The organism is Mycobacterium sp. NGS57, assembly GCF_059812405.1.
Genome location: NZ_JCALCP010000004.1, coordinates 316,650 through 330,113, shown reverse-complemented (window position 1 = coordinate 330,113; position 13,464 = coordinate 316,650). Strand labels below are relative to the sequence as shown.

At 68.5% G+C, this 13,464-nt stretch carries 13 protein-coding genes; 9 read left to right on the top strand and 4 right to left on the bottom strand.

Annotated elements, in window-relative coordinates; all coding sequences use genetic code 11:
• Nucleotides 1–6: 6 nt before the first annotated feature.
• The gene (locus AC5Y43_RS10520) at nt 7–1,566 is read right to left on the bottom strand and encodes an LCP family protein (protein WP_499972094.1); all 1,560 of its coding nucleotides are present in this window, start codon (nt 1,564–1,566) and stop codon (nt 7–9) included.
• 252 nt (nt 1,567–1,818) lie between these two features.
• Between AC5Y43_RS10520 and AC5Y43_RS10515 the strand changes: the two genes are divergently transcribed.
• The 9 genes from AC5Y43_RS10515 to AC5Y43_RS10475 all read left to right on the top strand — a co-directional run bounded on the left by AC5Y43_RS10515 (nt 1,819) and on the right by AC5Y43_RS10475 (nt 10,510).
• Entirely contained in the window at nt 1,819–2,454 is a 636-nt protein-coding gene (locus AC5Y43_RS10515; protein ID WP_499972092.1) for a DUF2510 domain-containing protein, read from the top strand.
• Nucleotides 2,455–2,610: 156 nt separating this feature from the next.
• The gene (locus AC5Y43_RS10510) at nt 2,611–2,760 is read left to right on the top strand and encodes a hypothetical protein (RefSeq protein WP_499972091.1); all 150 of its coding nucleotides are present in this window, start codon (nt 2,611–2,613) and stop codon (nt 2,758–2,760) included.
• Between the two features lie 24 nt (nt 2,761–2,784).
• A complete protein-coding gene (locus AC5Y43_RS10505; protein ID WP_499972090.1) occupies nt 2,785–2,946 on the top strand; it encodes a hypothetical protein in 162 nt (53 codons plus the stop codon).
• 42 nt (nt 2,947–2,988) lie between these two features.
• On the top strand, nt 2,989–3,873 hold the full coding sequence (locus tag AC5Y43_RS10500) for an alpha/beta fold hydrolase (RefSeq protein WP_499972088.1): 885 nt from the start codon (nt 2,989–2,991) through the stop codon (nt 3,871–3,873).
• Between the two features lie 52 nt (nt 3,874–3,925).
• On the top strand, nt 3,926–4,567 hold the full coding sequence (locus tag AC5Y43_RS10495) for a S1 family peptidase (RefSeq protein ID WP_499972087.1): 642 nt from the start codon (nt 3,926–3,928) through the stop codon (nt 4,565–4,567).
• The gene (locus AC5Y43_RS10490) at nt 4,554–5,333 is read left to right on the top strand and encodes an enoyl-CoA hydratase (protein WP_499972086.1); all 780 of its coding nucleotides are present in this window, start codon (nt 4,554–4,556) and stop codon (nt 5,331–5,333) included. Before AC5Y43_RS10495 ends, AC5Y43_RS10490 begins: the two co-directional genes overlap by 14 nt.
• Before the next feature lie 137 nt (nt 5,334–5,470).
• A complete protein-coding gene (locus AC5Y43_RS10485) occupies nt 5,471–7,831 on the top strand; it encodes a putative alpha/beta hydrolase (RefSeq protein WP_499972085.1) in 2,361 nt (786 codons plus the stop codon).
• 40 nt (nt 7,832–7,871) lie between these two features.
• Nucleotides 7,872–8,696, top strand: coding sequence for a hypothetical protein (locus AC5Y43_RS10480; RefSeq protein WP_499972083.1), 825 nt, complete (start codon nt 7,872–7,874; stop codon nt 8,694–8,696).
• 107 nt (nt 8,697–8,803) lie between these two features.
• The gene (locus AC5Y43_RS10475) at nt 8,804–10,510 is read left to right on the top strand and encodes a PE domain-containing protein (RefSeq protein ID WP_499972082.1); all 1,707 of its coding nucleotides are present in this window, start codon (nt 8,804–8,806) and stop codon (nt 10,508–10,510) included.
• Between the two features lie 8 nt (nt 10,511–10,518).
• On the opposite strand, the gene AC5Y43_RS10470 is transcribed toward AC5Y43_RS10475, so the two are convergent.
• Genes AC5Y43_RS10470 through AC5Y43_RS10460 form a run of 3 tightly spaced genes read right to left on the bottom strand, consistent with a single transcriptional unit; the run spans nt 10,519 to nt 13,426 of the window.
• Nucleotides 10,519–11,175: a TetR/AcrR family transcriptional regulator gene (locus tag AC5Y43_RS10470; protein WP_499972080.1), complete on the bottom strand. Its 657-nt coding sequence runs from the start codon at nt 11,173–11,175 to the stop codon at nt 10,519–10,521.
• A complete protein-coding gene (locus AC5Y43_RS10465; RefSeq protein ID WP_499972078.1) occupies nt 11,172–11,975 on the bottom strand; it encodes an SDR family oxidoreductase in 804 nt (267 codons plus the stop codon). Before AC5Y43_RS10465 ends, AC5Y43_RS10470 begins: the two co-directional genes overlap by 4 nt.
• The gene (locus tag AC5Y43_RS10460; RefSeq protein ID WP_499972076.1) at nt 11,972–13,426 is read right to left on the bottom strand and encodes an aldehyde dehydrogenase family protein; all 1,455 of its coding nucleotides are present in this window, start codon (nt 13,424–13,426) and stop codon (nt 11,972–11,974) included. The genes AC5Y43_RS10465 and AC5Y43_RS10460 overlap by 4 nt, the downstream gene beginning before the upstream one ends.
• Between the last annotated feature and the right edge of the window lie 38 nt (nt 13,427–13,464).

The following is a 13,464-nucleotide window of genomic DNA, read 5'->3' as shown; positions in this document are numbered from 1 at the left end:
CCGGGATCAGTTGACGCAGGGCACCCCGCCGCCGTCGATCGGTTTGCCTTGATCGGGCGTCGGATACGCGGTTGTGGTGCCGTTGTAGTAGTACGTGTTCGACCTGCTGGCGGTCGTGGTGGTCGTCGTCGAATCGTCGGCCGTGGTTTCGTCCGCCGCCGGCATCGAGAAGTTGGTGTCCACGATCACCCGGATGTGCCCGGGCTGGATGCTGCTGTCCGGTTGCCTGGGCGCGTCGATCCCGAGCAGGGTGGCCACGTTGCGCGCGTCGGTGTCCGCCCCCGCGCCGTAGGAGATGGTGGTGGCGGTCGGCTCGCCCGAATTACGGTCGCGCACTTGGCCTGCCGTGTATCCGTGCTTCTTCAGGCTGCGCGACACCTCGGACGCCATGCCGCTCATGCTGCCCGCGTTGATGACGTCGACGACGGTGGACGGGCTGGGTTTGGCGGCGGTGGTGGCGGGCGTGGTCGTCGGCGGCGGCGCGCCGATCGCCGCGGCCACCTCGGCCTTGATCGCCGCCGGGTCGATGATGTTGACGTCCTGGCCGTCGATGTTGTCGTAGCGCACCACCGGCAGCGTCCGGAATTCGACGTTGCCGCTAGAGAAAAGCGCGCCCAAACGCTGGATCAGGTCTTCGTCCCAGCCCGACGACAGCACGACATCCTTGCGCGCCACCGCCATCAGGCTTTTGAGCTTGTCGATGTTGGTGAAGGTGCCCGAGGCCTGCAGTTCGTGCATGACCGAGGAGATGAACGCCTGCTGGCGGTGGGTGCGGTCCAGGTCCCCGTTTTCCAGCCCGTGACGCTGACGCACGAACGAAAGCGCTTGGGAGGCATCCAGTCTCTGTCGCCCGGCCGGGAAGTCGGCGCCGGAATACGAGTCGTAGACGGGATGGTTGAGGCACACCTCCACGCCGCCCAGGCTTTGGGCCAGATCGTAGAAACCGGCCAGATTCACCTCGGCGAAATAGTCGATGGGGACGCCGGTCAGGCTGCGCACCGCGCGCAAGGTCGCCGCCCGGCCCGCCTCGCGACCCTTGGTCTCGAGTTCCTTCTGGCTGCTGGCACCTTGATTCGCCAGCTTGTTCGCGACGTACTGCTTGGTGAGCCCGTACGCCTCCTTGATCTTGATGTGGTTGTAGCCGGGAACGCCGTTGAACGGCACCCAGTCGTCGCGGGGTATCGAAAATGCGACGACCTTGTTGTCGGCGCCGACGTGCACCAGGATCAGCGTGTTGGTGTTGTAGCCACCGTCGTCGGAATCGCCGGCGTGCAAATGCTTCAGGATCGACCAGGGCAGGTCGTTGCCGTCCTGGTCTTTGCGCGAGTCCAGCCCGATCAGCAAGATGTTCATGTTGTCGCCACTGGAGCGCGGATCCTCCGGCGACAGCGCCTCCGAAATGGTGATGCCGCCGAACGCGCCGTGGGCGACGTAATATCCCGCCGCGGTCATCAGCAGCGCCCCCACCGACACCAGCGCCATCGCGCCGCGCGTCAGCCCCTTGCGCAGCCGCGACGGTCGCCGAGGCGCGCGATGGCGGCGATGCGCACCGCCAGAGCGTGACATCAAAAACCTCGTCCACTTACCAGCGCACCACCGATCACCGCAATAGCGGGTTGCGGTGATGTCGCTTGCAGCATGCCGTCAAGTATGCGTGAGCTTGCTGTGATCGCTCTAACGGAGCAGCCTGATGTAACCAGGGTCACCAGGGGTGACTGCAGCGGTTTCCGGGCGGCGATCTGGGCGCGACCAGCGGTTTTGGGTACCGACGCCGGGCTCGATCGCCCGGGCGTCTCAAGACGGTCGCGGGAGGGGCACATGGCCGACGAGATCGACCCCAACTTGTCACCGGGCCGAGACCGCTCGTCGCCTCGCACCGGCGTCGCGCGGCGGCTCCGGCAGCGCTTCCAGCGCCTTCCAGCGGGTCCGCGGTTGGTGCTTCCGACCGCGCTGCTGCTGGCCGCGGTCGTCGCCGGGTTCTACGTCTGGATGCGGCCGGCGCACGACGACTGGTCACACCTGCCGGCGCGGCTGGTTTGCCAGGCGCAGCCCGGCCCGGCACCCCCACCCTCGTTGACGGTCGCGTCCGTCGGCGTCAGCCATCCCCGGGGCAGCATGCTGCAGTTGGTGATCCGATTCGCCCAGCCCTTCCCGCCCGCGCCAGGCTATGCCGTCAACTACGCCGTCGCCAACAACGGCACGACGTTTGCGATCCTGAACACACAGCAGGGCACCGACGAGCTCGCGATCCATCGAGCGGACAAGCCCGATTCCCCAGATATCCGGGCCGACAAGGCAACTCACGCCGCCAAGACCGCTCCCGACGCCGTCGAGATCAGCCTGGAGCTGACCAGGTTCGGCCTCGCCGAAGTGGCGGTAAAGCCGGCCCTCACGGTGTCGGCTCAGCTGAACACCCCGCCGGTGACGTACGCGACGCAGCTCTGCCGGACGTAACGAAAACTGCTCCGGCGATCAGCACCGCGGCAGTCAACCCAACCACCGAGGGGACCTTCCTCGATGCGTGCCTCGTTGGCACCGGATGCATCCCAGGACCGTTTTGATCCGCGCGCCCGGCGGGTACGCAACCCGGAGCCGATTGGAGGGCTGATCATGACGGACACAGTGGCGCCGGAGCCCGGCACCCCGGGCGAGACGCCCGAGCGGCTGACGCCGGCCGAACCACCCGAGCGGCTCACGCCGGACGACCCGCCGGAGCGGCTCGCGCCGGCCGACCCGCCCGAGCGCCAGCCACGGCAGTGACCCCGAAGCGGATGGAGGCAGAGCATGCGCGCTGAAGAAGGCGACGAAACGGTCGGCGATTACGCGGCCAAGGGGGAGCAGACCCTCGGCCGAATCAAGGACTCCCAACGCGCGGGCAACCCGCTCGGCAGGCTGGTCCGCCGGATCACCAAGCTCCTGGGAGGCGGCAAGCATTCCGCCGAGTGAGAAAAACGCGGGGAGATTCCGAGAGGGTCTTACTATCTCCTGGTGACCAGAGCGCCCGCGGCACCCGAAACGTTTTCGACCGAGGGGCCCGGCGGCGTGCGCATCGTCGCCGACCGCCTGGGCAATTCGCGGGCGCGCGCCGTGGTGTTCCTGCACGGTGGTGGGCAGACCCGCCGCTCGTGGGCTAAAGCGGCCCGCGCCGTCGCGAAGCGCGGCTGGCAGGCCGTCACCATCGACCTTCGCGGCCACGGAGAATCCGACTGGTCGGACGACGGCGACTACCGCGTCGTCAGCTTCGCCGCCGACGTCCAGGAGGTGTTGCGCACCCTGCCGCCGGAGCCGGTGCTGGTGGGCGCATCGCTGGGCGGCTTCACCTCGATGCTGCTGGAGGGAGAGCTCGCACCCGGCACGGCCAGCGCGGTCGTCCTGGTCGACATCGTCCCCAACATGGAGCAGTCCGGGGCGAACCGGATTCACGCGTTCATGTCCGAACGGGTGGAGTCCGGGTTCGGCTCGCTCGAGGAGGTCGCGGACGCGATCGCCGAATACAACCCCCACCGGCCCCGGCCCACCGATCTCGAGGGCCTGACCACCAACCTGCGCCGTCGCGGCGATCGGTGGTACTGGCACTGGGATCCCCAGTTCATCAGCGGCACGGCGGCGTTTCCCCCGTTCGAGGTCACCGACCCCGACCGCATGCACGCGGCCGTCGAGGCGATCCTGCGAAACGGCGTACCCATGCTGCTGATCCGCGGTCAGGTCAGCGACCTGGTCAGCCAGGAGCGCGCCGACGAATTTCTGGCGCGCTTCCCGCAGGTCGAGTTCGCCGACGTGCACGGGGCGGGGCACATGGTCGCCGGCGACCGCAACGACGTCTTCGCCGAGGCCGTCCTGAAATTCCTTGCCCGGCACGTGGACTCCGAATGACGCGCCGTTCCGCCGTCGCTGGGCGAAGGCCAACCGGAGAGGCGGCGTGACCATGCGGTGGTTGCGAGGGTGGGGGATCGGCGCAGTGGTGGCCGTGGCCGCGGCGGTGCTGGCGTCCCCCGTGCGGGCCGATCCCGGCGTGACGCCGGGTGTCAAGGTCGAGGCTGACAATAGCTCGTGCACATCGGGTTTCGCGGCCCAGGGCGACGACGGCAGCTACTACCTGATGACCAGTGGGCACTGCGACGCGCACGACGGTTCGGTATGGACCTACGGGGACGACATCCCGCTCGGCCGGATCGCCCAGAGCGAGCACGACGGCGACGCCAGGGACGCCGCGGTCATCCTTCTCGACCCGGGCGTCGGCGCACCGATCGGGCACATCGGCGGACGGTATCTGGTCCGGGATGTGTTGAGCGCGAATCAGATTCAGGCCGGCATGCCGTTCTGCAAGGTCGGCGCGGTCACCGGTGAGACCTGCGGCACCGTCAAGGACGTGACGGGCGACGTCGTCGAAGCCAGCGTGTTCAGCCTCAACGGCGACAGCGGCAGTCCCGGTTTCGTGAAGAACCCGGACGGCACCGTCAGCGCGGTCGGCCTGTTGATGTCGTCCCCGGACGGCGACGACTACACCACCTACTTCGCTCTGGTGAACCCGCTCCTCGGCCGGTGGGGCTTGCATGTCCTGTCCTGACGGACGGTTCGTCCGGCTCGGTCGCGACGGCGGCGTGGTCACCATCGAGTTGGTCAACTCCAAGTCGCTCAACATCGTCGGCACCGGCGCGATCGAGGAACTGACAGAAACGTTCGGCCGCGTCGGGAACGACGACGACGTGCGGGTCGTCGTGTTGCGCGGGGCCGGCGACAAGGCGTTCATCGGCGGGGCCGACATCAACGAGATGGTCGCGCTCGACCGCTCCAGCGCCGAAGTGTTCATCCGCCGGCTCGCGGGGCTGTGCGAGGCGATCCGCGACTGCCCCGTCCCGGTAATCGCGCGGCTGGCCGGCTATTGCCTCGGCGGCGGCCTCGAGGTCGCGGCGTCCTGCGATCTGCGGATCGCCGAGCCGGCGGCCAAATTCGGCATGCCGGAGGTGGCGGTCGGCATCCCGTCGGTGATCCATTCGGCGTTGCTGCCGGCGCTGATCGGGGCCTCGCATTCGGCGTGGCTGCTGCTGACCGGCGAGACGATCGACGCCGAGACCGCCGCCGCCTGGGGCCTGGTGCACGAGGTCGTCGCCGCCGACCAACTCGACACCCGCATCGCCGCGCTCGCAACCAAGCTCGGCGGATTCGGTCCGCACGCCGTCCGCCAACAAAAGTGCCTCCTCAACGCCTGGTTCGATATGTCAGTGCACGGTGCGATCGAGGACAGCATTGAAAAGTTCGCTCAGGCATTTCTGACCGGCGAGCCACAACAACACATGCGGGCCTTTCTTTCGCGCAAGAAAGGCTCGCAGTAGCCGTCGTTTAATTCGTCGGCGATAAACGAAATCCAATTTCGCGATTCTCCGGCCGAATTGACCGGTGCGCCCGGGCCAGTAGTCTGAGCACGAGTTCAGGAGGGGGGCGCTGCCGGGGGACCGCCGGCGCACGCGTTATGTCGTTCAAATACATAAACGTTCCCGCGCTGATCGCCGCGGCCGGCGGTGATCCGTGGGCGATCAATCAGAGCCTGCAGGTTGGCCGCCCGGCACAGATCTCCGCGTTAGCTACGGCCTTTCACGGAGCGTGCCGCTCCACCGCCGAAGCCGACGCGACCTTCGACCAGGCCCGCCGCCGCTTCGAGGTCGCCTGGACTCACGAAAACGGCGAGAATCCGATCAACGACGCCGCCGAGGTGCAGCGCGTTGCGCAGGTGCTGGGCGCCCAGTCCGAGCAGCTTCCGAAAATCGGCGCCCATCTCGAAGAGGTCGCCGCGGCCCTGGCCGAGGCGCAAAAGGACGGTAGGGCCACAATCGCGGGCCTGGACTCGTCGTTGCACGAGCTCGACGACATGATCGACCAGGCCGTCCGGATGAAAGCCGATGCCACGCTCACCGCCGCCGACCGCGAGGCGCTCGAGGCGTTCATCGATTTGTGCGAAGAGGACGCGGTGCTGGTCACCAAACGCGCGCTGGACCATTTGCATTCGGTCCGCAACGGCTACACCCAGACCCTGCGGAAGGGCCAGTCGAACCTGGCCACCGACGGGTACGACCCGGCCCGCGTCGGGGGCCTCGACGGCCACGAGGCCGAGACGCCGGACTCGGCCGAACGCGACGTCCGCGCTGCCCTCGGCGGCGACAAGGCCGCCGCGTCCAGGGTCAACGGGGTGCTGGGCTCGATCACCCCCGACCAGCTCGCCGGGAAGGTCCCCCTCACGCCCGAGCAGGCGTCGGTGGTGAGCCAGCTGCAGGCCCAAGAGCACGGCATGTCCATCGATGCGCTCAAGACCGCCGAGCAGCGCCTGGGCGACGACAAGCGCATGATGGGCGATTCGTGGCAGCTGATGAGCAACCCGAACCTGGTCTTCCCCAAGACGCCGTTGAAGGTGGGCGCCAAGCAGGGCTCCGAGACCGTGCGAGGAAGCGTCGCGCAACTGCCTGACAGCGTGCAGCAGGCGCTGGACGCCAAGCAGCCGGGCTGGATGTATGCCGACCAGACCAGGACGATCGCCGACATCGTCCGGGACGGCAACCCCGTGCTGCAGCGCAACACCGGGATCGACCAGAGCCTGCTGCACAAGGGGGCGATGATCATGACGCAGGACTGGTCGCGCAACACCTTCGACCCGACGGTCGAGTCGGTGTTCTGGGCGACCGGCCGCGACCACCAGGCCGTCAACTGGTTCGTCAACCAGCAGGGCGTGTGCGATGAGTCGAGCCAGGATTTCCTGAGAAACATCACCCACCACGCCTGGTCCGACGGTGGCGACGCAGCCGGGTCGTTGTTCAGCTGGACCAAGGACGCGGCCGGGCCGGAGGCCCGGATCGCCGGGCAGACCGCCCAGACGTACGGGGCCTATCTCGGCTCGCACTCCCACGAATTGCTGGACCTCCCGGGCCACCACACCCTCGGCCAGGTCGATCCGAAGCTGACCCAGGCGTTCGCCACCGGCCTGTCGCCCTACGTCTCCAACGTCGCCGGCGGCACCAACGAGTTGTCGCCGTATTTCCACACGCCGGACACCAACACCGACGTGGAATCCAAACTGCCCATCGCCAAGGGCATCTTCTCGGTGCTCAGCACGGACAAGGACGCCTCGAACATCTTCAACGGTGCGGCCATGCAGCAGATCATGGCGGACCAGAACCGCTATGCCGACGCCGTCGCGCACCACCTGCCCGGCGCCGTCGCCAACGACGCCGACCTGCAGCAGGCGGCGACGCTGAAGGGATTGGTCGACGTCGGGGTCAACAACGCCGTGCACGCCGAAGGGCTCAACGGCGCGCAACAGGCCGGCGAGGCCTACTCCCGGAAGGAGTCCGCGTACAACTCGGTCGTGAAGGGGGGCAGCACCGCGTTGGGGCTGGCCGGCAAGTCGCTGCCGCCGCCCTACAACATGATCGGCAAGATCGGCTCCCCGGCACTGACCATGGGCGCAAATGCCTTGGAGCAAGACATCATTGGCGCGCCGCCCTCATCGGCACCCCTGCACGACGTCGTCATCCCGCACATGCCGGACAGCACCGCATATTCACAAGTGCTCGACGGGCTGGTGGCCAACCGGGTCCCGACGGGATTGCCGCCCGAGTTCTTCGCGCCCGACGTCCCCGGCGATCCGCGCAGCCCGCTGCACGTCGCGACCTACGATGAATACGTCCGCAACTGCCGACAGTTGGCGGGGATGGCGCCCCTCAACGACTACAAGTTCAACGAGAGGCTGAAAAACACGGTGCAGGGAATTTTGGGCGATGGCACCGTGATTCCCCACATGCAACATCAGTACGACGCCGTGACGCAGATACCCGACCCCTAGGAATAGGTTCGACTGGCTCGTGAATGCATTGCGGCAAGGCTTGATTCGCCCCCTGGTGGCCGTGGCGTTGTGCGCGGCTTTCGCGGGCTGCGGTTCGCCGGCCGCCGAGCACCCCGCCCCGCCGCCGCCGCTCACGCTTCGGTGGACGGGAAACCTGGCCGAGGAGCGGCTGGTGTGGAGCGCCGAACCGGGAATCGATCTGCTCACCGGAGCGGCGGTGGTGGTTCGCGCCTACCTCGAGTCGGTCATTTTGGCCGAAACCGGCGGCGATATCGGCTACGCGTATCCCGGGTTCACCCGCGCGGTCCCGCCCGACGCGCCGGAGGGCCAACCGGACAGCACCCGCGATCGTCAACCCAACACCGGGCACCCGCTGCGTGATCGCGTCGTCGGCACCGGCCGCTTGCACATCCTGCGCGTCGACACGGTGGGTCGACAGGTGACCGCCGTCGTGTGCGGGTGGGGGTACGGCGATGCGCTCGACCTCGGCAACGCAACGTATGGCTCCAAAAGCGCTTTGCCCGCAACCGGTCCCGCGGCGGGGCTGGCGTTGCGGTGGATCCGGATGACGGCGCCCGAGCACGGCCCCTCGGTGCCGCTGCCGCCCCAGAAAGGCCCCGCCCCCGCTCCCGTCGACGACGTCTTCGGCAGCTGGCGGGTCGACGGTTACCTCACCGCCGATCCCACGATGGCCAACCTCGACCCGGCCGAGTGGCCGTCGCAACCGGCCGACGCCCGGTCATGCGTGGACACGGCACCCGACCCGGTGGAGCGCCGGCTGTTTCTGCTCAACGGCGTGCATCCCCGCTCCGACTTCCCCACGCTGCCGCCGTATCCGGGTTGGCCCGCGGCGGAAAACCAATAGCGCGCATTTCGTCATTTTCAATATTTCTGTATGCGTAAATTCGCCTCCTTTTCCGGCGCCGAGATCCATGATGTCCAGTACGTATACGCAATCTGGAGGGTGGGGCGATGGCGTTCATGCTCGTTGTGCCGGAGATGCTCGAATCCGCTGCGATGGATGCGGCGCAGATCGGTTCGGCGGTGAGCGCCGGCAATCTGGCCGCGGCCATTCCCACGACGGGACTGGCCGCCGCCGCCGCCGACGAGGTGTCGGCGGCCATCGCGGCGCTGTTCGGCTCGCATGCCCGGGAGTATCAGGCGGCGGCGGCGCAGGCTGCGGCGTACCACGAGCAGTTCGTGAGCGCCCTGACGGCCGCGGCGACGACGTACGCGGGTGCCGAGGCGAACATCGTCACCAGCCTCGGTTCAGCCGCTTCCAATGGTTTCCAGACGTTCGTCTACGGGCCGATCCACGGCACCGGCCAGGCATGGATCGCCAGCCCGCTCGGCCAGGCGCTCGACCCGATCGTCAACACGCCCACGGAGTTGCTGCTCGGGCGCGCCCTGATCGGCAACGGCGTCGCCGGAACGGCGGCATCCCCCACCGGTGGCCCGGGCGGCCTGTTCTTCGGCGACGGCGGGTCCGGCTATTCCCCGACCGGGGGCGTGAACGCGCTCGGCGGTGCCGGCGGGGCCGCGGGGTTCATCGGCAACGGCGGCGCGGGCGGCACCGGCTTCGCCGGCGGCATGGGCGGCGTGGGCGGCGTCGGCGGCTGGCTGATGGGCAACGGCGGGATGGGCGGCGGCGGCGGTGTCGGGGGACCGGGCGGCACCGGCGGTCACGCGTTCTTCCTCGGCAACGGTGGCCTCGGCGGGCCCGGCGGCGCCGACGGGGCGGCCGGTCGTGCCGGGCTGTTCATCGGCACCGGCGGCCCCGGTGGCCCCAGCGAGCCGATCATCCAGATCGACTTCGTGCGGCACGCCCAGTCATACGGCAACGCGGCAAACCTGATCGACACCGCGGTGCCCGGGCCGCATCTGACTCAACTGGGGCTGAGCCAGGCGAACGCCATCGGCGCGCTGCTGAACCAGCAGGGCCCGTTCGCCGGGATCTTCGAATCGCAGCTGATCCGGGCGCAGGAGACCGCCGCGCCATTGGTCGGTCTGCAGGTTCCCGCGATGACCCCGCAGGTTTTGCCCGGGCTGAACGAGATCAGCGCCGGGATTTTCGAGGGCATGCCCCAAATCCCCGCGGGGATCGCCTATCTCGTCGGCCCCCTGACGTGGACGCTTGGCTTCCCCCTGATGCCGAACCTGGGCCTGGGGTCCGTCGACTTCAACGGGGCGGTATTCGACCAGGGCTTCACCGGCGCGCTGCAAACGATGTACACCAACGCCATGGCCAACCCCGTCATCGGTGCGAGCGGCAAGATCACCGAGGCCGCGTTCTCCAGCGCGTTTGCCATCGAGACCGGGACACTGATGAACGTCGACAACCCCAACCCCTTGCTCGTCCTCACCCACTCGCTGCCCAACACCGCGATCGTCCAGGTCCAGGGCAACCCCATCGACGGCTGGACGATGACCAGTTGGGACGGGGTCCCCGTCGGGCCGCCGACACTGCCGACCAAGCTCTTCGTCGACATGCGCAACCTCATGACGGCGCCGCAGTTCGCGGCCTTCGACGTCGGGTCGTCGCTGTTCACCGGCGATCCGGCGACGATCGCCAACGCGGTCCGCGGCGGCATCAGCGACGTCGGCGCGGCGGCATTCACCTTCCCCTACAACGTCACTCGCGATCTGATGGACGCCGGCGCCGGCCTCATCGGGACGTAGCAGCGAACTCAGCCGGCCGGCGTCGCGCGTAAGATCAGCTGCTCGGTCTCCGTGGAGGCGGGTGCCTCGAGAAAGCCGGCAAGGCCGTCGACCGCGGCGCTGACGAACAACGCGAACGGGGTGACGGGATCGTTGCGCCGGATCGCGCGCTCGCGCTCGGCAGCCAGGTGCACGGCAAGGTCTTGGGCCTGCCGGATCCGCATGGATCGCGCCGGCTCCGGGATGTGCGGCAGCAGCCCCTGCATCCGAAAAGTGAACTCTTCCTGAGACTGCACGGCGTTCGACTGACGCAGGAAGACGTCGGCCGCACCGGCGCGCTGCAGTTGCTCGATGAACGAAACATAGGAGCTGTCAGGCGATTCCGCCAACTCGATCAGCGGCAGGATGTGCGCCTCGAGCTGAGCCCGCAGGTCATCGGGATTCGCCCGGGCCCGCAGCAGGGCGCGACGCTGCATCAAGTCGTCGAGGCGGTAGGCGAAGATCGCCCGCAGCAGATCGTCTTTCGAGCCGAAGTGGTACCGGATCGCGGAGTTGTTCGACGAGCCCGCCTCCGTCGCGATCTGGCGCAACGAGACGCCGGCGAACCCATGCTCGGCGAACAGGCGCTCGGCCGTCAGCAGCAGCTGCAACGCCGTGGCCGGCGCGGGCGCGGCCGGGATGTTCACGCTTGCTCCTCGATGCGCGCCCGCAGATACGCTTCGATGTCGTTGGCGCGCTGGACAAGTGCGTCGCGCACCTCGGGGGCGGTAACGACGAGGAACCGGCCCGCCTCGACCGCGTCCGCGGTCAGCCGACCGACGTCTTCGGCAGACACGATCTGGTGCGCCGGCGCCCGGGGCGTGGCGGCCGCGTCGCCGTAGACGGTGATCCCCTCGAGGATGTTGGTGATCACCCCGGACGGGCAAAGGCAGCTCACCCCAACGCCTTTCGGGCCGAGATAGGTCGCCAGCGCCTCGGACAGGCCGACGATAGCGTGTTTGGTTGCGACGTACGGAAGCCGATCGAACCCGTAGGCCAGCAGCCCCGAGGCCGACGCGGTGTTGATCACGTGGCCGCTGCCCTGGGCGATCAACCCGGGCAGGAACACCCGGTTGCTGCGCGCGACGCTCATCAGGTTGACGTCGATCGTGCGGGTCCATGCCTCGTCGGGCAGGGTTTCGGGGGCGCCGATCGCGATGACGCCGACGTTGTTCATCACCACGTCGATGCGGCCGAACCGCTCGAGCGCGGCGTCGCGCAGCCGCCGCAGGTCCGCCTCGACCGTCACGTCGGCGGACCGCCCGATCGCCGGGTGCCCGAGCGCGGTGATCTGCTCGACGACCTCGCTGGCCCGGTCTTCCGACAGGTCGCTCACGACGACGGACGCGCCGCGTTGGGCGAACTCCGCCGCGGTCGCGCGGCCGATGCCGCTGCCCGCGCCGGTCAGCACGGCGATCGCGCCATTGAGATTGAGGCCCTTGGTCATCCGATACCGACCGCCTTGGTCCGGAGGAACTCGAACAGGCCCTCCTCACCGCCTTCGCGCCCGAACCCGGAGATGCCGATGCCGCCGAACGCGAGCTCGCAGCCGACGACAGGGCTGGCCCCGTTGACGTACACCCCACCCGCTTTGAGCGCGGTCACCATCCTGGTCACCCGGCCGGCGTCCTTCGTGTACACGTAGGAGGCGAGCCCATAGGCGGTCGAGTTCGCGATTGCGATCGCCTGTTCTTCGGTCTCGAACCGCATCAGCGACAGCACCGGGCCGAAGACCTCGATCTGGCCCAGCTCGGACGCCGGGTTCACATCGCCGAGCACGGTCGGTTCCACGAAGAACCCGTTCGGCAGGTGAGCCGGGGCGTGGCCCCCGGCCAAAAGTTTCGCCCCGTCGTCTTGTGCCCGCGCGATCATGGCCAGGATGCGCTCCTGGGCCTCGCGCGTCACGACGGGGCTGATGACGGTGGTCGGGTCGAAGGGGTCGCCGCATCGCATCCCGGCGACCATCGCCAGAACGCGCGCGACGACGTCGTCGTAGATGTCGTCGTGCACGACCATGCGCGACGGGATGGCGCAGCCTTGCCCGGCGAGGGTGCCCAGGACGCTGAAGGTATTGACCGCGACGGCAGTGTCCAGGTCGGCGTCCGGGAACAGGACGTTGGCGGACTTGCCGCCGAGCTCGAGCACGGCGGGTTTGAGGGATTCCGCGCACGCGGCAAGGATTTTGCGTGCCGTCGCCGGTCCACCGGTGAAGCTGACCTTCTGCACCAGCGGATGGCGCACCAGCGCGTCGCCCGTCTCCGGCCCGCCCAGCACGAGGTTGACCACCCCGTCGGGAATGCCGGCCTCCTTGACCAGACCCATCAGATGCTCGGTCGCGTACGGCGTCAGCTCGGAGGGCTTCATGACGACCGTGTTGCCGGCCGCGAGCGCCGGGATCAGTTTCATGCCGACCGAGACGACGGGCCCGTTCCAGGTGAGGATGACCCCGACGACGCCGTACGGCTCGGGCAGCGAGTAGGCCAGCTCGCGTTGGTTGGCCGGGAACGACGTGACGCGGCCTTCGATTTTGTCGGCCCAACCGGCGTAGTACGACGTCCAACTCGCCATGATGCCGACCAGGGATTGGCTGATGCCGGCCGTCATCCCGTTGTCCAGTACCGACAATCGGGCGATTTCGGTGGTGTCGCGTTCCATCAGCTCCCCGAGCCGGCGCAGGACGCGCGCGCGCTCCGCCGGCCGCCAGGCGCGCCACTCCGCGTAGGCGGCGTCGGCCGCGTGCACGGCGGCGTCGACGTCGTCCGGGCCGGCCAGCGGAACCGGGCCCTGGGTCTCGCCGGTCACCGGATACACGTGCTGATAGACGCCGCCCGAACCGCTCGCGCGAGCCTCGCCGCCGATGTGCAGGTGCACCGCGGGAACGGTCAGGTCGACGCTCATCGGGGTCCTCCGGACTCTCGCGCTAAGAAAGGCTACTT

Coding starts and splice junctions, on each gene's coding strand:
- AC5Y43_RS10485 (WP_499972085.1), top strand. CDS start 5,471: ATGTCGTTCAAATACATAAACGTTCCCGCGCTGATCGCCGCGGCCGGC.
- AC5Y43_RS10475 (WP_499972082.1), top strand. CDS start 8,804: ATGGCGTTCATGCTCGTTGTGCCGGAGATGCTCGAATCCGCTGCGATG.
- AC5Y43_RS10505 (WP_499972090.1), top strand. CDS start 2,785: ATGCGCGCTGAAGAAGGCGACGAAACGGTCGGCGATTACGCGGCCAAG.
- AC5Y43_RS10510 (WP_499972091.1), top strand. CDS start 2,611: ATGACGGACACAGTGGCGCCGGAGCCCGGCACCCCGGGCGAGACGCCC.
- AC5Y43_RS10520 (WP_499972094.1), bottom strand. CDS start 1,566: ATGTCACGCTCTGGCGGTGCGCATCGCCGCCATCGCGCGCCTCGGCGA.
- AC5Y43_RS10460 (WP_499972076.1), bottom strand. CDS start 13,426: ATGAGCGTCGACCTGACCGTTCCCGCGGTGCACCTGCACATCGGCGGC.
- AC5Y43_RS10465 (WP_499972078.1), bottom strand. CDS start 11,975: ATGACCAAGGGCCTCAATCTCAATGGCGCGATCGCCGTGCTGACCGGC.
- AC5Y43_RS10515 (WP_499972092.1), top strand. CDS start 1,819: ATGGCCGACGAGATCGACCCCAACTTGTCACCGGGCCGAGACCGCTCG.
- AC5Y43_RS10495 (WP_499972087.1), top strand. CDS start 3,926: ATGCGGTGGTTGCGAGGGTGGGGGATCGGCGCAGTGGTGGCCGTGGCC.
- AC5Y43_RS10490 (WP_499972086.1), top strand. CDS start 4,554: ATGTCCTGTCCTGACGGACGGTTCGTCCGGCTCGGTCGCGACGGCGGC.